This is a genomic window from Brasilonema octagenarum UFV-OR1 (genome assembly GCF_963888615.1).
GTDB lineage: Bacteria > Cyanobacteriota > Cyanobacteriia > Cyanobacteriales > Nostocaceae > Brasilonema > Brasilonema sennae.
In genome coordinates, this window is sequence record NZ_CAWPKW010000303.1 from 1 (window position 1) to 18,272 (window position 18,272).

General features: G+C 45.0%; 14 protein-coding genes and 2 pseudogenes. 7 read left to right on the top strand and 9 right to left on the bottom strand.

Going from position 1 to position 18,272, the window contains the following annotated elements:
* Window positions 1-110: 110 nt before the first annotated feature.
* Window positions 111-587: a GNAT family N-acetyltransferase gene (locus AC5590_RS26495; RefSeq protein ID WP_169266330.1), complete on the bottom strand. Its 477-nt coding sequence runs from the start codon at window positions 585-587 to the stop codon at window positions 111-113.
* Between the two features lie 473 nt (window positions 588-1,060).
* Between AC5590_RS26495 and AC5590_RS26500 the strand changes: the two genes are divergently transcribed.
* From AC5590_RS26500 to AC5590_RS26510, 3 genes are all read left to right on the top strand, one after another.
* Window positions 1,061-1,288, top strand: a complete 228-nt coding sequence (locus AC5590_RS26500; protein ID WP_169266331.1) for a hypothetical protein — start codon at window positions 1,061-1,063, stop codon at window positions 1,286-1,288.
* A 250-nt stretch (window positions 1,289-1,538) separates the two neighbouring features.
* On the top strand, window positions 1,539-2,783 hold the full coding sequence (gene rocD, locus AC5590_RS26505; protein ID WP_282453072.1) for an ornithine--oxo-acid transaminase: 1,245 nt from the start codon (window positions 1,539-1,541) through the stop codon (window positions 2,781-2,783).
* A 603-nt stretch (window positions 2,784-3,386) separates the two neighbouring features.
* Window positions 3,387-4,427, top strand: coding sequence for a 1,9-bis(guanidino)-5-aza-nonane synthase (locus AC5590_RS26510; protein ID WP_169266332.1), 1,041 nt, complete (start codon window positions 3,387-3,389; stop codon window positions 4,425-4,427).
* A gap of 361 nt (window positions 4,428-4,788) precedes the next feature.
* Here AC5590_RS26510 and AC5590_RS26515 read toward each other — a convergent pair.
* Window positions 4,789-5,291, bottom strand: a pseudogene (locus AC5590_RS26515) (ComF family protein); the annotation flags it as partial.
* A gap of 374 nt (window positions 5,292-5,665) precedes the next feature.
* On the opposite strand from AC5590_RS26515, the gene AC5590_RS26520 reads away from it, so the two are divergent.
* A complete protein-coding gene (locus AC5590_RS26520; protein WP_169266333.1) occupies window positions 5,666-7,981 on the top strand; it encodes a cytochrome-c peroxidase in 2,316 nt (771 codons plus the stop codon).
* Between the two features lie 50 nt (window positions 7,982-8,031).
* On the opposite strand, the pseudogene AC5590_RS26525 reads toward AC5590_RS26520, so the two are convergent.
* From AC5590_RS26525 to AC5590_RS26535, 3 genes and pseudogenes are all read right to left on the bottom strand, one after another.
* A pseudogene (locus AC5590_RS26525) lies at window positions 8,032-8,211 on the bottom strand (GNAT family N-acetyltransferase); the annotation flags it as partial.
* 21 nt (window positions 8,212-8,232) lie between these two features.
* Window positions 8,233-9,474 carry a bifunctional ornithine acetyltransferase/N-acetylglutamate synthase gene (gene argJ, locus AC5590_RS26530; RefSeq protein WP_169266334.1) on the bottom strand — a complete coding sequence of 414 codons (1,242 nt, stop codon included), beginning with the start codon at window positions 9,472-9,474 and terminating at the stop codon, window positions 8,233-8,235.
* 443 nt (window positions 9,475-9,917) lie between these two features.
* A complete protein-coding gene (locus AC5590_RS26535) occupies window positions 9,918-10,118 on the bottom strand; it encodes a hypothetical protein (RefSeq protein ID WP_169266335.1) in 201 nt (66 codons plus the stop codon).
* A 306-nt stretch (window positions 10,119-10,424) separates the two neighbouring features.
* Here AC5590_RS26535 and AC5590_RS26540 point away from each other — a divergent pair, with 306 nt between their 5' ends.
* Window positions 10,425-11,999, top strand: coding sequence for an alkaline phosphatase D family protein (locus AC5590_RS26540; RefSeq protein ID WP_169266336.1), 1,575 nt, complete (start codon window positions 10,425-10,427; stop codon window positions 11,997-11,999).
* Window positions 11,983-12,105, top strand: a complete 123-nt coding sequence (locus AC5590_RS26545; RefSeq protein ID WP_282453073.1) for a hypothetical protein — start codon at window positions 11,983-11,985, stop codon at window positions 12,103-12,105. Before AC5590_RS26540 ends, AC5590_RS26545 begins: the two co-directional genes overlap by 17 nt.
* Window positions 12,106-12,387: 282 nt before the next feature.
* Here the strand turns inward: AC5590_RS26545 and AC5590_RS26550 are convergent, their stop codons facing one another.
* The 4 genes from AC5590_RS26550 to AC5590_RS26565 all read right to left on the bottom strand — a co-directional run bounded on the left by AC5590_RS26550 (window position 12,388) and on the right by AC5590_RS26565 (window position 15,231).
* Window positions 12,388-13,761, bottom strand: coding sequence for an MFS transporter (locus tag AC5590_RS26550; RefSeq protein ID WP_169266337.1), 1,374 nt, complete (start codon window positions 13,759-13,761; stop codon window positions 12,388-12,390).
* Window positions 13,762-13,910: 149 nt separating this feature from the next.
* Complete coding sequence (locus AC5590_RS26555) at window positions 13,911-14,531, bottom strand: Uma2 family endonuclease (protein ID WP_169266355.1); 621 nt, start codon at window positions 14,529-14,531, stop codon at window positions 13,911-13,913.
* A gap of 14 nt (window positions 14,532-14,545) precedes the next feature.
* Window positions 14,546-14,674: a hypothetical protein gene (locus AC5590_RS26560; RefSeq protein WP_256379282.1), complete on the bottom strand. Its 129-nt coding sequence runs from the start codon at window positions 14,672-14,674 to the stop codon at window positions 14,546-14,548.
* A 143-nt stretch (window positions 14,675-14,817) separates the two neighbouring features.
* Window positions 14,818-15,231 carry an ArsR/SmtB family transcription factor gene (locus AC5590_RS26565; protein ID WP_169266338.1) on the bottom strand — a complete coding sequence of 138 codons (414 nt, stop codon included), beginning with the start codon at window positions 15,229-15,231 and terminating at the stop codon, window positions 14,818-14,820.
* A gap of 133 nt (window positions 15,232-15,364) precedes the next feature.
* On the opposite strand from AC5590_RS26565, the gene AC5590_RS26570 reads away from it, so the two are divergent.
* Window positions 15,365-18,154 (top strand): heavy metal translocating P-type ATPase, encoded by a 2,790-nt coding sequence (locus tag AC5590_RS26570; RefSeq protein ID WP_169266339.1) that lies wholly within the window; start codon window positions 15,365-15,367, stop codon window positions 18,152-18,154.
* Window positions 18,155-18,272 lie beyond the last annotated feature (118 nt).

The following is an 18,272-nucleotide window of genomic DNA, read 5'->3' on the forward strand; positions in this document are numbered from 1 at the left end:
CCTATCCAACCTTTTAATCCCCTCTCCTTTATAAGGAGAGGGGCGGTTTTGGCGTCAGCCAAAACCGGGGTGAGGTCACACGCGCGTTGCATTCATAGCTATTAAGTAGGTCATCCCAACTCAAGTTCCTCGAATATAATATAGCCTGTGTCCTTCATACCTAAAGCTTCATAGGTCTTTTGCGCAACAGTATTTTGATGTTCCACATAAAGTCTAAAACCACATATTTTTAGTTCATGTTGTTGATTTCTAGCTTTTTCTTTGACAAATTCATAGAGTTGGCGATAAATCCCTTGACGACGAAAATCTGGGTGAACGTAGACACTTTGTATCCACCAAAATATCCCATTTCGCCAGTCGCTCCACTCTGTTGTTACCATCAGAGAACCAGTCACTTTATTCTTGTTTTCTGCAACAACATAAAAACCCAAAATCGGATTTTTCAATAATGTTTCTACACCAGCAGTGAGAATCTCTATAGAGAGGTCTTTGTCCTCGGTTTCACGTGCCATTGCTCGATTGAATTCAACCAAGACATCTAAATCATCAGGTTTTGCTAAACGAATTAAATACTTGTTTTCTACCATTTTCCTTTAGGACATATAGCAAGGAACGCTTAACGCTTAACAGGGAACGCTTAACAGGGTTGAAAATCTCGTGATGTCCGTATTTTCTAATTAGTTCATATTCTAATCTAACTGGCAACGGCTATACGTTTAATTAAGTTGAGTGACTGTAATTGTTCCCCTATCTCCATTTAACATCCTATCTAGCAACGGCTATACGTTTAATTAAGTTGAGTTACTAAAGTATTTTTTGTAAGGTAGGCACTGTTAACCGTGCGCGAAAACGCTTATTTTTAGATTGTGTGCAGTGGTTTTCTTCAGCCTTTGCAATTTACAGACAGCGCATATATATAAGCGATGGTTTCAGAAATGAGTCTTTGTACTGGGATTCCCGTTGTAAAAATTTAGCGAGAAGAACCGTACCAAACAGTGATATACTGAATTTACAAGTCAGTTCTAGTGGGTTAGCCACCAGAAGTCAGGGAAAAAGACGAGTGCAAACTCCGCACTTGGCAACAACTGTCCAGACGAGAGTCTCTCAGTCAGAACACCTGTGGCTTGTTCATAACGTCACCGTTTACACTATTGATTCTTATGCCAGCAAAGTTTCACATTCAGACAGAATGGACAACTGCTTTTCGTCACTTGTAGGACACAAGATGTCCTACACAAGTTGCTTGTCTGGAAAAACAGCAAATGGCTGGTCAATAAGTACTTACTAGCTGTTTAGATATTAACACAAAATCCATCAGCATCACATAATAGCGCTTGTCTTTGACATCACAAAGTTAGTCCAGAGAGTTGCGCATTCAATCTCTTTGTCAATAGCAACCCGGAATTAGGAAATACGAAATAAAGAACGAAGCTGGATTTTTCCGAAATTCAGTTTACTGCGGTTGAATAACTCATTCAACACGTGACCTTTTGGCTGTTTTCTAACTCTATATCTACATAAATTTTTTAGGAGCAAATATGCAAGCAGCGAATAAAACTGTGGTACTTCCCAACTTCAACACAATGAATACTGAGGATTACATCGAATTAGAACAGCAATATGGCGCTGATAATTACCATCCTTTAGATGTAGTTATAACCAAAGGAGAAGGGGTCTGGGTATGGGATATAGAAGGTAAAAAATATCTAGATTTTCTTTCGGCTTACTCAGCACTCAATCAAGGTCATTGTCATCCCAAAATTCTGGAAGCTATGATCAAGCAAGCTCAAAAAGTAACACTCACTTCGAGGGCTTTTCGCAATGACCAATTGGGAAGATTTTACGAAAAGCTTTCTAAAATTTCTGGCTTGCCAAAAGTGTTACCCATGAATTCTGGCGCTGAAGCGGTTGAAACTGCGATCAAAGCAATTCGTAAATGGGCTTACAAAGTCAAAGGTGTACCTGAAAATCAGGCAGAAATTATCGTTTGTACTAATAACTTTTCTGGACGGACTATTAGTTTAATCAGTTTCTCCACAGAAGAACAATATCAAGATGGATTTGGACCTTTAACAACTGGGTTTAAAGTCATACCTTTCGGTGATGCTGAAGCATTAGAAAAAGCGATGACTCCTCACACTGCTGCATTTTTGGTAGAACCAATTCAGGGAGAAGGAGGTATTATTGTTCCTCCTAATGGATTTTTAAAACAAGCAGAAGAAATCTGCAGATCGCATAACGTATTACTAATTTTTGATGAAATTCAAACTGGATTGGGAAGAACAGGCAAAATGTTTGCCCATCAATATGAAAATGTCAAACCAGATGGTATAACCGTAGGAAAAGCCTTATCCGGTGGCTTTTATCCAATTTCTGCTTTCATTTCTACTGACGAAGTGATGAGTGTCTTTCAACCAGGAGATCATGGTAGTACCTTTGGAGGAAATCCTTTAGCTGCTGCAATTGGGAACGCCGCACTTGATGTCATTCTGGACGAAGATTTGCCAGGAAAAGCGGCTATTTTGGGAGAATATTTTCAGACGAAATTACAATCTATCAAAAGTTCACATATCAAGGAAGTACGCGGTAAAGGCTTACTCATTGGGATGGAATTACACCCGGAAGCTGGTGGTGCCAGACGTTTTTGTAAGGCGTTAGCCAAACAGGGATTATTAGCCAAAGAGACAAGAGATAATGTCATCCGTTTTGCCCCACCTCTTGTTATTTCTCAAGATGAAATCGATTGGGCATTTGAGAAAATTGAAGGAGTTTTGACTAAATGAAACAACTCAGAACTCACCGGGGATTGATGATAAAAAGCATACAAGCCCCAATACGGTTCAGTTAAGGATTTTTGGTAAGATTTGGTGATCTGTAGAGACGTAGCATGTGAGGCAGTGCGTTGGGGAGGCACACCGTTGGGCGGCTATGCCGACTTGAAGGTTGTGCCGTCGGGTTCCCCGACTTGTTCGCATGATTGCGTCTCCCCTTGGGAGAAGCAACTGCCGTTCGCGTAGCGTCTCCGGAGGAGATACCCGAAGGGCTACGTCTCTAGATTGCTTTATTTACGGGGAGGCAAACTGGTGAGTTGGTAGGTTTTAACCTATGTGTTCTTCTTAAAAAATTTTTGGTTAGTTTAGTGTACTCTGGAGTATACTGAAAAAATTGTCGTGTCTGAGAAGTTATAAGTAACAAAATTGATTAGTTGTCTCATCCAACCCATGAGTGTCTGGGGTTTGCATGTCAGATTAAACAAAAGACGGCAGTCTGATCCGGGTATGTCCTGGTATGACCACTGTGAAGCGCCTAGTAGCAAGGCAAGACTAGCCTTATAGTCGCAATACGGACCGTGTAATGTTTATTATCAATGGCAAGGAGAATCTACCATGAATCGTGAAGAACTTTTGCAACAGACTGTTGAACCAATTGACATTAAAGCTTTCGATGTCGTTGGTTTGGTGGAAGCAATGGGTAAGACGGCTTTTCAGGCTCGAAATTTGGGACGTGCAGCAAAAATCTACGACGCGATGCTGCAAGATAAAGAATGCACGATTATTCTGTGTTTAGCTGGCTCTTTGTTTAGCGCTGGGCTAAAGGAAGTCGTCCACGACTTAATTACTCACAATATGGTAGATGCGATCGTCTCTACCGGTGCTAACATCGTTGACCAAGATTTTTTTGAAGCATTGGGTTATCGCCATTATGTGGGCGATCCTTTTGCTGATGATGAGGTGTTAAGACAAGAACGGGTTGACCGCATATATGACACCTACATTGATGAGGATCAACTGCGGGTGTGTGACATGACGATCGCAGAAATCGCCGAAACTTTAGATAAGCGTCCCTATTCCTCACGGGAATTTATTACGGAAATGGGCGCTTATCTACAACGCCGTGGTAACTATGGTAAATCTGTAGTCCAAGCGGCTTATGAACACCAAGTTCCAATTTTTGTTCCGGCTTTTAGCGACTGTTCTGCTGGGTTTGGACTTGTCCATCACCAATGGAATTCCCCAGAATCTCATGTCACGATTGACTCCGTGCGCGACTTCCGGGAGTTGACACAGTGCAAACTCGCTTCCAACTACACTGGATTATTCATGATTGGTGGCGGTGTACCGAAAAACTTCGCCCAGGATACAGTGGTAGCGGCAGAATTACTGGGATTTGAAACCAGTATGCACAAGTATACAATTCAAGTCACCGTCGCTGATGAGAGGGATGGAGCTTTATCTGGTTCCACCCTCAAAGAAGCTCATTCTTGGGGCAAGGTAGATAAAGCTACCGAACAGATGGTCTTTTCAGAGGCGACTGTGGCGTTACCGTTAATTGCGGGGTATGCGTACGGTAAGGGAAATTGGCGCGATCGCCAACCCCATCGTTTAGCTCAGTTGTTTAGCAAACCTCAATCCAAGGTAAAAGCTTGAGATAAATTCTTTGCTCGCTTAGTACAGCCCACCATAAATGAGGTACGGAATTCGCTTTTGGAATGAGCAGTGTTCAGTACGCTCACGATTTTGATTTCCGACCCCTTGAAGGGGTCGGAATTTTAATTATGGTAGGTTGGGTGGAGCACAGCGCAACCCAACATGAAATTTGAGATTTCCAACCCTAATTTAGGGAGATCCAATAAAAAAAATATCCAACCTAAGCCCTTCGGGCACGCTACGCGAACAACAACGGGACTACGACTAGTTAACGGGTTTAGGCTGTTTCCCGCCCTTCGGGCGGGAAACAAGGTTGGATATTTTTTTCTTTGTAAGTGCCTTATGAAACGCTGTACTTACAGGCTGATAAAGAATATTGTACTTCAGTCGCTCGCACTCTTTCTAAACCATTTTGTTTCAATTTCAAACCAGTCGTTTCACAAAAACTTTGTGCTATCAATGCAGCTTGGTTATATCCACGCTCTTTTTGCTTATTGAGGTGCAGTGGGATGGGAACAACCACAACTCTATCGGACATGGGTGAATGTAATAGCCATGCTTCTCCGAACAATTGACCCAAAGGACGGGCAATTTGGGGTTGATTTTCGTATTTCATTGTAGCGATACGCATGCAGGCGTCTGCGCTCCGCGCAATCGCCCCTTTAAGCACACCGCCATATGCCCCCAAGCAAACACTGGTAGGGGGTCTTTCCACAGATATCTGGGGTCTTTTAGGTAACATTTTTGCAACTGTCTGGTACATTTTTGGCACAACTCCTGGGAGGTCGGACGCTGACAAAGAGGGCAGTTGGATTGTAGAAAAAGGTTGAGTAAGCCTTTAAAATTTTGTGTCCAGTTTTTCATCTAGGCTTCCCCGAAGGGCTCAGGACATAGGAGGGAAACCCTCCGTAGATATCTGGCATTGGAAACCCTACCAAGAGCGCTGGTCTCACCGTAAGGCGTGGCCGTTCCCACTAGGGTGTACGCAGTTCATGATGGCTACTTTACCAATACTTTATATAAAAGTGGCTAAATGTAAACAATGTATGATTTTATTGAAATTTTACGTAAAATTGCTGAGTGATCCGGAACAATAACTAAAGCCATATTTTATTTCGTATGGCTTCAATTAAGTTTTAGAAACCCTGTTTAAAGCAGCACATACATAATGGTTGCAACAGAGCTACAGCATAAATTGACTCAAATGTTGGCAAAAAATCAGAAAAACAGAAAAAGAAATGAGCCATGCTAGAAAAAATAGCTATAGCGGCTTGCCTGAGTTAGAGAAGTCGAAAGACACCGAAAAGGCAACAAGGAAAAGGGATGGTTTTGCTTTCCCGTTTATCAGTGTGTTATCAACGCTTTTAGAAGTAACACAAATGATTGCCATTTGGGCAGCGGGGATGCTAAAAAAACTGACCCACTTAGTATCCAATTTGTTAAAAAGCACACAAATAAAAAAGAGCACGACAATTGCTGCACTAGTGATGGCTGCAATCTTAGCCGGACATAGTGTATCAGCGCAGGTTAATGGACCACCTCCCCTGGGTGGGATAGAGGTTCCAAAACCAAAGAATCTGACGGATTTCGTAAAAGATGAAAAAGCTGCGATCGCCCTAGGAAAGTCTCTTTTCTGGGATATGCAGCTTGGCTACGATGGCATCCAGTCTTGTGCTAGTTGTCACTTTAATGCTGGAGCAGACAGCAGATCCAAAAACCAAATCAGCCCAGGTTTCATTGATAGGACTTTCACTCCGGGAAAAGGTCCGAACTACCAGCTGACGGCAGCAGATTACCCATTTCATAAGCTAGCAAACCCAGATGACATATCTTCGACCGTTGTCTCTGACAATAATGATGTTGCTGGCTCTCAAGGGGTCTTTAGGGCAAGATTTGTTGACGTTAATCCTGGCAGTGACAAGGACAAAGTGACGCCTTTGAAGGATCAAGTCTTCAATGTGAATGGCACGAACGTGCGTCAAGTGACGCCCCGGCATTCACCATCAGTGATCAACGCAGTGTTTAACTTTCGGAACTTCTGGGACGGACTGGCTCAAAACACCTTCAACGGGGTAAATCCCTTGGGGTTGAGAGACTCTAATGCTTATGTTTTGAAAGCAGTTCACCGAAAACGACTGGAAGATGTGCAAGTTAGTCTCAATAATTCCTCACTGGCTTCACAGGCGGTGGGACCACCGGAGAATTCCTTGGAGACGTCAGCTGAATTAACCAATGTCACCACGCCGTTGAGAATTGAGTTATCTGGAAACGATACTACGGTTAAGGTGTTCGACACCCTAGGTCGGACTGTTAACAATACCGTTGATGCGGAGGTCTTGGAAAATATTACCAACAGCGATGAGCAGGCAAGCCGACTATCTCCTGGGTCCAATAATAAGCGTTTCAGAAGGGTGGGTAGGAAGCTCGGTAAGAAGTTCCTTGCCTTAAAGCCTCTTGCCAAGCAGATTGTAGCTTATGATGACAGTGTTTTAGGTTCTTTAAGCAACTCCAGTGCCTATTCATCTAAACCAGGTCTGAAAAAGTCCTACCAGGCGTTGCTCCAGGACGCCTTCAAGCCGGAGTGGTGGGATTCAGATATGATTATCAAAATTAACCCACAAACCGGTAGGCGAACCTTCTCGCGCAAAAAGGGCAAGTTGAACACCAACGAATTCACGCTAGCAGAGTACAACTTCTCGCTCTTCTTTGGGCTGGCAGTTCAGGCGTACGAGTCAACATTGGTTTCTGCTGAGACACCATTTGACCAGTTCTTAGCTGGAAACAGTGGCGCTCTGACGGCACAGCAGCAGCTGGGATGGAACGTTTTCCAAAACAAGGGTACGTGCATTGCCTGCCACGCAGGATCGGAATTGACCGCCGCTTCAGTAAGTACCGTCGCTCAAAGGGGACGAATCGGACGTGCGCCTGTGCAAGCTGGTGGGCGTCCTGAAGACAGTGGCTTCTTTAGCATCGGCGTCAGACCTTCCAGCGAAGACCCCGGTTTGGGTGGTAATGACGGTTTGAATGGTAATGGTCAAGGCAATCCCTTGTCGGAAGTCCGGCTAGCTCAGCAGGGGAAATTTAAGCAGCTCCTCGGCGAAGACCCCCCTACACTCAATCCCCCGCTTGATCCCAACGAAGCGGTGACTGCAGACGGAGCCTTCAAAACACCAGGACTTCGCAATATAGAACTTACTGCTCCTTACTTCCACAATGGTGGTCAGTCAACTCTGGAGCAAGTGGTTGATTTTTACAATCGAGGCGGCGACTTTGGTGGACTCCCGCCGCTGAATCTAACACCTGAGGAAAAACAGGGGCTGGTTGCTTTTATGAAAGGGCTGACTGATGAGCGAGTCCGCAATCAAAAAGCGCCCTTCGACCACCCGCAACTGTTTATTCCTAATGGACATCCAGGAAACCAAAACTCCGTCACCATCGACCCCAACGTCAAAACACAAGACGGTACCACGCAAGCTACGGATTCTCTGTTGGAAATCCCGGCTGTTGGTCAAAACGGTGGTAATCCTCTGCCGAAGTTCTTGGCAACCTCTTGAGGAATTGACGTAGTTCCTAACTTCTCAAAAGCCTGGGAAACCAGGCTTTTTTAATGAAGCAATTTGACATATACTCTGTCGCAACGAGCTGTTTCTACACCTGTTGCTTTTTGATACCCGTTGCTTTCGTACAGCTTGACAGCTTCGCTCAAAACACTGACGGTTTCAATCCAAATTTGCTGAAAACCACCAGATGCGTTCGCTGCTTCTAATTCTTGTAGCAAACGTTTCCAAAAGACAATTTCCATACCTCAAGTCGTGTACTCGGCGTTAATCTTCACGTAGTCATAACTCAAGTCACAACCCCAAGCCTTACCTGAACTAGAACCAGTGCCAATACTAACGGAAATTAACACGGTATCTTCTTTGAGGTACGCGCCTTGTGCTGCTTGTTTCAAATACTCACTTGCAGCTTTCTTATCAAATGGTAATGGTTGACCATTCTCCATCAGCAAGATATCTCCTAACTTTATTTTCAGGTTTTCTTGCTCAAAAGGAACTCCCGCACGTCCGGCGGCTGCGGCGATACGTCCCCAGTTGGGATCGCGTCCAAAGATGGCAGACTTGACAAGAGAAGAACCTGCAATGGTTTTGGCAATTTGACGGGCTGCTTGTTCATCTTGCGCCCCTGTGACTTGCACTTCTATAAGACAAGTTGCGCCTTCACCGTCACGGGCGATCGCCTTCGCCAAATGCTGGCACACTGCTGTTAACATCGCCTCTAATTTTTCTGCTTCTGCGCCCATTTCAGTTATTGCTGGGGTGCGCGATTGACCGTTAGCAAGAGCAATTAAACTATCATTAGTACTCGTATCCCCATCAACAGTGATGGAATTAAAACTTCTGTCTCCCGCGCGACTCAACATTTGTTGCCAGAGAGTGGGAGACACAGCTGCATCACAAGTCACAAAGGCAAGCATTGTTGCCATGTTGGGATGAATCATACCGGAACCTTTGGCGATACCTCCAATTCGTACTGGGCGATCGCCCATCATTGTCTCTAAAGCAATAGATTTTGTCACCAAGTCTGTGGTAACTATCGCACCAGCCGCTGCATCTGAGCCTGTTTCACTCAGTTCTGCAACGAGTTTCGGAATTCCTGCTTTGAGTGCATCCATACGAATACGTTGCCCAATCACACCCGTGGAAGCGAGTAGCACAGATTCTGAGGGAATGTTGAGTGCTTGGGCTACTGCCATTGCTGATTCTAAAGCGTCTAACCAGCCTTGATGACCAGTTGCAGCATTGGCTTGTCCAGCATTGCAAAGGATCGCACGGGCGCTATGCTTTGCTTGCAAGCTTTGACGACAATAATCCACACAGGCAGCTTTGACATGACTGGTGGTGAAGACACCTGCGGCGATCGCCTCCACATCTGACACTATCAAAGCCAAATCGGGCAATCCTGAAGATTTCAACCCTGCTCTAATTCCTGCTGAGCGATACCCTCTAGGTGCTGTGATACCACCACTAATTTCTTGCCAGTCTGCCATTGTTTTTCCCCTGTTTGATCACAGCGCCAGATTTTTGCTTGTGGCGTTCTGCATTCTGAGTTCTTGTCAATGGTGATTATACCAAGCTTTTGGTTCTACTTTCATTTTTGAAACTCTTGACAAAGTAGCAGCCATTTATCGCTAATAATTAATTATTAAACAAATAAAAAGAGAGCCACTTGGGCAGCTCTCCAGATCATCAGGGTGCATCTTTGTATATCATACTAATACATAAAGGGGGTGATTGGCTAGACCCCTCATTTATTTTTTTTTCAGAAATTCTTCAGAGGACACCAAACCCAAAAAGGGGATAAAAAAAAATAGAGAGCCACTTGGGTAGCTCTCCAGATCATCAGGGTGCATCTACATAACATAGTATAGCACTTTCGGACTGAGGGTCAAGACCCCTCACCCCCTTTTTTTAAAATTTTTTTTGAGACAATTCAAAAATCACCATACTGAGTATCTGCCAGCAGATGCTTATTGCGAAAAGTGAACTCTATAAATATTGTATTTTCGTAATGTTGGTAAGGCAACCCGATGATTGTTGAGAATGGATGAGAGATTACCAGAGCAACTTGATACTCCCACCTCATCCAAATTTCGGTGTTCGACTTGAGTAAATGTGAATCACGCAATGGCATAGAGTGCCCGCCCGTTTGGGGCGAATGATTTTTGCACCTTCCTGGTGTCAGCTTTAGGAACTGAACACTTATCTCAAAATTAATAAGCTCTTAAAACCTAGTTAATACTCAGTTGATAAGTTAATCTTGCCACAAAAGTCGGAAGTTAGAAGTAAAAAGGTCTTTCTGTGTGGCTTTTTGACGTCACCCTTGTACTTCAAGCACGAACAATGTGCTGTCTCAAAACTTGATCAACTTGGCAATGAGTCCGTTTTTATCCCGCTTTTAGTTTTCCCTGTATTTCAACAATCTCCAACAAGGATACATATGGAACGTTTTCAGTTTGCTCGCGATCTGGCTACTAAACACAAGCGACGGCGCTTTCTGATTGGTACTCTTGGTGTGAGTGCAAGTGTCATTGCCAGTCAATGGACTCACAAAGTTGTTGCACAGCCTAGTTTTTCTGGTTATCCGTTCAGTCTTGGGATTGCTTCTGGTGAACCTTTACCAGATGGTGTGGTGCTATGGACGCGGCTAGCCCCAGAACCGTTAAATGGTGGTGGAATGCCGTCTGTGAATGTGCCAGTACAGTGGCAAGTCGCTTTGGATGAAAACATGAGAAATGTTGTGCGACGGGGTACGGCGATCGCCACCCCCGAATTTGCACACTCTGTCCATGTAGAAGTCGGCGGGTTGCAGCCTGATCGTTGGTATTGGTATCAGTTCAAGGCAGGTAATGAAGTCAGCAGCATCGGACGTACCCGTACAGCACCAGCACGCGATACCCGTGTTGCTCAGTTCCGCTTTGGCTTTGTCAACTGTCAGGATTGGCAAAACGGTTACTACACGGCTTACCAGGGCTTGGCGAAAGAGGAGCTAGATTTGGTCGTTCACTTGGGCGACTATATATATGAGTATGGACCACAACCTGGAGGTCCACGTCAACATAATAGTCCTGAAATCGTCACTCTTGCTGACTACCGAAACCGTCATGCTCTTTACAAAACTGACGCCAACCTGCAAGCATCTCATGCTGCTTTTCCTTGGATAGTCACTTGGGACGATCATGAAGTAGAAAATAACTACGCCAGCTTGATTCCAGAAGAAAATCAAAGTCAACAGGAGTTTGTCACACGTCGTGCTAACGCTTACCAAGCTTACTACGAACATATGCCCCTACGTCGATTATCCCTGCCTCATGGTCCCTATCTACAGCTCTATCGGCGTTTCACTTTCGGCGACATAGCTGAGTTTAACGTGCTAGATACCCGTCAGTACCGCAGCAATCAACCTTGCGATGATGGTTTAAAACCTCGTTGTTCTGAAGCTTTTGATCCAAATGCGACTATGACTGGCACAAAGCAAGAACAGTGGCTATTTCGAGGTTTGAGCAAATCACAAGCTCGCTGGAATGTTATTGCTCAGCAAACTATGATGGCACAATATAACTTTGATGCGCGTCCAGGGCAAGAAGTTTTCAATTTGGATCAGTGGGATGGTTATGTAGCTGCACGCGATCGCCTCCTGAAATTTCTACAACAACAGCAACCCAGCAATCCAGTTGTCATTACTGGTGACATTCATTCGAGTTGGGTACACGACTTAAAAACGGACTTCAATAATCCAAACTCTCCCACTGTTGGCACTGAGTTCGTAGGTACCTCAATTTCTTCCGATTTCCCTGAAACTTTTATTCCCCCAACTGTAGCAGCTTTAAGCGCCAATCCTCATACGAAATTCTTCGACGGCAAAAACCGGGGCTATGTGCGTTGTCATCTGACACAAAATACTTGGCAAAGTGACTACCGGATTGTTTCCACGATTCGTGAACCGAATGCAAGTATCAGCACTCTAGCTTCGTTTGTCGTTCCAAACGGGCGATCTGGTGCTGAACAAGCGTAGTGCTGCTAGGCAAAAGTCAAAAGTCAAAGAACAATTTATTGGTGGCAATGTCAGTAGTCTGTTTGACGAAACTAGTGCAACCGTACTCAGCATCCCACAAGGATAACGGAGGTCTTGGCAGTGTTTGACAGACTTGTTTCAATTGTGCGGTAGATTTTTTAGCAGCTTGTATCCTGGAAAAAATAGGACTTCCTTCACCCACTCGTTGGGATTCGAGGAATTACCTGGTTGGCGGTGAGGCAGTCCGCCCTTGGAGGTTCCCGAGGCAGTGCGTTGGGGGAATCTCCAACCCCACTCCGTAAATACTTTTTCTTATTAATTCTCTGTCGATTGATCATCTGAAATTGAATTAGATGCAAATGGATCGGGTGTCATCATTGGTGTGGCTTTACTTCGCGGGATGGTGGATATCAATAGAATAAAGATGTGAGTGGCGCATGCGTTTATGTGGATGAGGATGGGTGTGAGGTTCTCTTATTGGTATTCCTGAGTGATGATTGTGCTGATGATGTTCATCGTGGATGTGTTCGTGTTCATGCCAAAGGCTTTCATGAACGTGTTCATTTTCATCTGCTTTTGGTGAGAGGGTAAGGTGTACTACGCCCAACAGCCCTAAACCAACCAAGCTGCCGTAAAGGAATTCGTTTTCCGTAAAGTGGCTTCCTAGCCATCCAGCCAGCGGATAAGAGATTGCCCACCACAAATGACTCCAAGCGAAGTGTGCCCCGTAAACCCGCCCCTGTACCGTCCTGGGAATACGGTCAGCAATTAAGGTTTGGGTAGGTAAGTCCACCATATTTTGCCCTACTCCTGCAACTGCCCAAAGAACGATGAGCAAGGCTAAACTTGCATTGTTAGCAGGCAATAGCGCAACAGTGATGAGGGTTGCTCCCATCAGCACAAACGTTGTCCGTCCGATGCGTCTATCCAAGGCACCAATCACTACGGCACAAAGAGTCGCCCCGATGCCAAAAGCTGCCATCACCCAGCCGTATTGGACATTCCCTAATTTGAGTATTCCTTGGACATAACCAACGGTGTTTACCAGAATTTGTGCGCCAGCAATAGACGCGACCAGCTGCATCGCCAGGGCGTAGCGAATCAACGCATCGTCGAATAGACGGGTTGTCCCTTCTTTAATATCCTGCCATGTTCTGCCTGGTGTTCTTATTGGTTGCTCCTTTGGATTGACTCTCAGTTGACCTGGTAGGGTGAAGATTAAAATAGCTGCAACGATAAAGCTGAAAGCATCTAAGAAGAAAACCTGTCTTGCCCCGATAAAAGCCGCAACAGCCCCTGCCAAACCGGGACCAAGCACCGATAGTAGTTGGTAGGTGGCGCTGGAAAGGGCGATTGCTTGTGGGTAGTCATTCTCCCCTGTTACTTGAGGGATTGTTGCCTTATAGGTTGGCGTAAAGAAGGCATTGAAGACATTAAGCGCAAAAATGAGGGCATAAATTTGCCAAACAGCGATCACAAACGGAAGCAGTCCAACGATCACCATTCGCGCTAAATGGGTTGTGACCATGATGCGCTTGCGATCAAAGCGGTCTGCGATCGCTCCCGCCAGGGGTGAGAGTAATACAAACGCTGTAACACGCAGCGTCAAAGCACTGGAAAGCACAACGGCGGATTTTTCGCCAGCTAATTCAAAGGCAAGCAGGGCTAGACTAACCCAGGTCAGGGCATCACCTAACAGACTTATGGTTTGAGCTGAGTAAAGTCTGGCAAATACAGGGTTTTTTAAACTGCTAAAGAGCATCAAATTGCAATTGTTATAGGGGCATAGTTTTAAAATATTTATATGATAAACCTTTAACAGGTAATGGGGGGTGGGGGCATATTTTTTTGCTGATAAAAAGTGTACCAGAAGCCCACACCATAACTGTACTCAGTTTGGTGTTGGGTAGTTCACTGCAAAAAGTTCTTTAACCACCTTATTGCTTCACTTGTTGTCTGCTCACTTGCAATTAGAAGACATTGCCGTACAATTTCTGAAACGTTAGGAAAGTAACTGCTTTCTGCAAGTGCGTAACTTTCACCCTGCAATCTATAAACTAATAACTGGTTATTCTTTAGCAGCCAAACCTCTGGCACTCGATAAGGCAAATAATCATTGATATCTGTATAACTAGTAACGTCTACTTCAATTGCCAAATCGGGGGGAGGGTCGTTCTGCCAGTCGATGCGGTCTTTACCCTGAACTTGTTGCCAATTCTCAATGTAAAAGCAATAGTCAGGTTCAATACCACTGATTTCTGGCAAGCTCATGGTGATGGGTGTAAATGAGTCGTATATTCGGTTTAAGTAATCAAGTAGAGTTGTCACTATTAATGCAAGTAAACTTGCCTTTTTCCCATGCTCAGGTAAAGGAGCCATCAACAAAATCTCATTATGTCGATATTTGATACGAGGTATAGTGCGATCACCTAACTGTCTTTGCAGTCTTTGGTAGTCTTGCCAGTTTCCCAAGAGTTTCAAGACAGCACCAGGAGGTAATTCGATTCTTTCTGGTGTAATTACGGTATCCATTTTAGGGCTGACCATTATTGTCCTCCTTTTCTTCCATCCACTTCAAAGCCAGCACACGCAAGACATGAGCCATATTGCTTGCCAGCGTCGTTGCAAATCGCTTTGAACTGCTGACGTTCCTCCGAGGTAAAGAATGTTTGCACTGTAACAGCACCTGTTGTACGTCTAGTAAGGGTTATAGCTTTTTATCTAGGGAAAGTGACAGAAGCTCATGGAGTAGCCAGCGTGTTACCTTACTTGGAGACGCCGCCCAGCCAATAACACCTGACATGAACCAGGGTGCAGGTCAAACCATTGAGGATGTTGACGAATCTAAATGTTCTACCGAACAGCGATACAGGTTGACAAGATGACTGTCAGCCAAGCTGTAATAGACGTTTCGACCTTCCCGGCGGTAGTTAACTAAACGCATCGCTTTTAATAATCGCAGCTGATGACAAACGGCTGATTCCGTCATTTTCGTCAATGCGGCTAAATCACAAACACACAACTCTTGGGAAGACAAAGCTGAAAGAAGGCGCAGACGGTTCGTATCTGCCAGCACCCCAAAAACTTCTGCCATCTGTTGTGCCTTGTCTGTTGGCAGGATTTGCACTTTTGAGGAGCGTACATGCTCTAGATGTACCACATGAGTGTCACACTTTGGTGCATCAGAATTAGTGAGATTATCCAAGTCTTGCTTTGTCTTGCGCTTGTTCATGGTGTTCTTGGTAGAAAATGGTTCTCAATTTCAATAGTACCTAAAATAATAACAATTGTACAATTGAATAGTTACTCAATTGTTGTATTAGAATATTGGCAGTTAACTTTCTAGTCCTTTCTCCTTAGCTGCCATGACTCAAACCCCTTCCCTCAAGACTCAGCTTTTACAAGTTGATGGCATGGACTGTGGAAGCTGTGCCAAGACCATTGAAGCCAGTTTGCTTTCATTGCGCGGCGTAACGGAAGCTTCGGTAAGTTTTGCAACTGCAAAAGTCAAAGTTTCCTATGACACTAAGCTCTTGAGCGAAACTGAAATTAGAAATCGCATAACTGCTTTAGGTTATACGGTTAAACTGAGTGATGAAGCAAAGCCGCATAATCACACTCACTGTTGTCACAGCGACCACACCCATGTTGAGGTGGCACCTGCTAAAAAGCTACAGGCACAAATCGGAGGGATGGATTGTGGCAGCTGTGCCAAAACAGTTGAAGTTGGCTTGCAGCAAATAGCAGGCGTTTTGTCAGCATCGGTCAGCTTTGCTACGGGAAGAATGCAAGTATCCTATAATTCACAGATCCTTAGTGAGACGGCAATTTATGACCGGGTTAGAGCTTTAGGTTATACGGTTGAGCAGAGTCGTGAGGTCAAGCCGCACCATCACTCTCATTCCTGTTCTGGCAACCATGACCACGAACATGATGACCACGAACACGTTGAAGTGGCTTGTGCGAAAAAGCTACAAGTGAAAGTAAACGGAATGGATTGCGGCAGTTGTGCTAAGACGATTGAGGTCGGCTTGCAGCAAATGGCAGGGGTAACAGATGTATCGGTTAACTTTGCCACTGAACGATTGCAACTATCCTACGACCCGCAACTAATAAGTGAAGCAGCAATCTATGACCGAATTAAAGGTCTGGGATATACGGTTGAGCAGAGTCTTGAGGTAAGTGAGCGCCATAACACCCACGACGATTGCGATGACCATAACCACGCTCATCCAGTCGCCAAACCGACTCAAAAACGCGATCCAGCAGACTGGAAATTCTGGATTAGTAACCGTCGGGGACAGAGCGTAATTTTAGCGGGAGTAGGGTTAATTCTGGGCTTACTGGCGCAATATTTAGCGCTTCCCGTCTGGATAGCACGAGGTTTTTATGGCATTGGCATCGTCATTGCTGGCTATCCTATTGCACGGGCTGGTTTGTTTGAGTTGCGTTTGCGCCGCGCCGATATGAATCTGCTCATGACGATTTCAGTTATTGGGGCAGTGATTTTAGGGGACTGGTTTGAAGGAACGCTCGTCCTTTTTTTGTTCTCTTTAGGTACAACGCTGCAAATTTTTACCTTTGGTCGCACGCGCAATGCTATCAGCGCCTTGATGGATTTGACTCCATCTACTGCTACGGTTAAGCGGGGAAATCAGGAGGTGAGAGTACCCGTTGAAAATGTTCAAGTGGGGGAAATTTTGACGATTCGACCAGGACAGCGTGTGGCGTTGGATGGCGTAGTGATTTCTGGTACAAGCGCTATTGACCAATCCCCGATTACAGGAGAGTCAATCCCAGAAGATAAAGAAAGAGGCGATACGGTTTATGCTGGGACGTTGAATCAATCAGGTTTTTTAGAAGTTAAAGTCACTCATACATCTAATGATACGACCGTTGCCAAAATTATTCATTTGGTAGAAGAAGCCCCAGGAAGCCGTGCTCCCACGCAGCAGTGGGTGGATCGGTTTGCAGAGGTTTACACTCCGATTGTAATTTTGATCGCGATCGCCATTGCTGTCATTCCACCTTTGGCATTTGCCCAATCTTTTAACGTTTGGCTCTATCGGGCGCTGGTGATGCTCGTAATTGCCTGTCCTTGTGCCTTGGTCATTTCTACTCCTGTTTCAATTGTCAGCGCTATTGGTGCTGCAAGCCGACAGGGGGTATTATTCAAAGGAGGTAATGCACTGGAAACAGCCGGACGTCTGACTAGCCTTGCCTTTGATAAAACTGGCACCCTTACGCAAGGTTTACCCGTTGTGCAGGAAGTTTATGACCTTGGGAACGTAAGTACAAATGTGGTATTACAGATTGCAGCTTCACTGGAACAACTCTCAGAACATCCACTAGCGAAGGCAATTGTGGCAAATGCTCGCTTAGAAGGGATAGACTTAGAAACACCTGTTAACTTCACAGCGTTACCTGGTAAAGGCATTCAGGCAAACTTTGGTGAAGTTTTATACTTTGTTGGCAATCGACGCTTATTCACAGACTCTGGTATTGGTTTGTCGGCTGTTGCTGAATCTCTGTTGGCTGAAATTGAACAACTCGGTCAAACCCCGGTGCTGATAGGGACGACTCAAGAAGGATTATTGGGAGCGATCGCGCTTTCGGATGGACTGCGGTTAGAAGCAACGGAGGCGGTGCGACAGCTCAAGCGCTTTGGGTTAAAACGGTTGGTGATGCTAACGGGCGATCGCACTGCTGTTGCTAAGCAGATTGCCCAAGAAGTAGGAATCACAGAGTATCGAGCAGAACTTTTACCCTCAGACAAGCTTCAAGCAATTGAACAAATGCGTGGTTCTGGGGTGGTAGGTATGGTAGGAGATGGTATTAACGATGCTCCTGCTTTAGCAGCTGCGGATATTAGCTTTGCAGTTGGTGGAATTGACATTGCCCTAGAGACAGCAGATGTGGTGCTGGTTGGGAGTGACTTGAGACGGCTTGCTTATGCAGTGGATTTAAGTCGCCGTACTGTCTTAGTGATTCAACAGAATGTCGTCTTTTCTTTGGTAACAAAAGGCTTGTTTTTGTTGTTGGGGACTTTTGGTTTTGTTGGGTTAGCGATCGCCGTCTTAGCAGACACAGGAACTTCCCTGCTTGTGACTGCGAACGGAATGCGCTTATTTAGAACCAAGACTGTTGAAGATTAGGCAATGGCACATAACCACAGCCACAGGCATCACGACTCGTAATTGTTACTGTCCAAGACCTGCACCCCGATTCGGTTCATTTTTGAGCACTATTACTTCTTGACAAATCGTTTCTGAC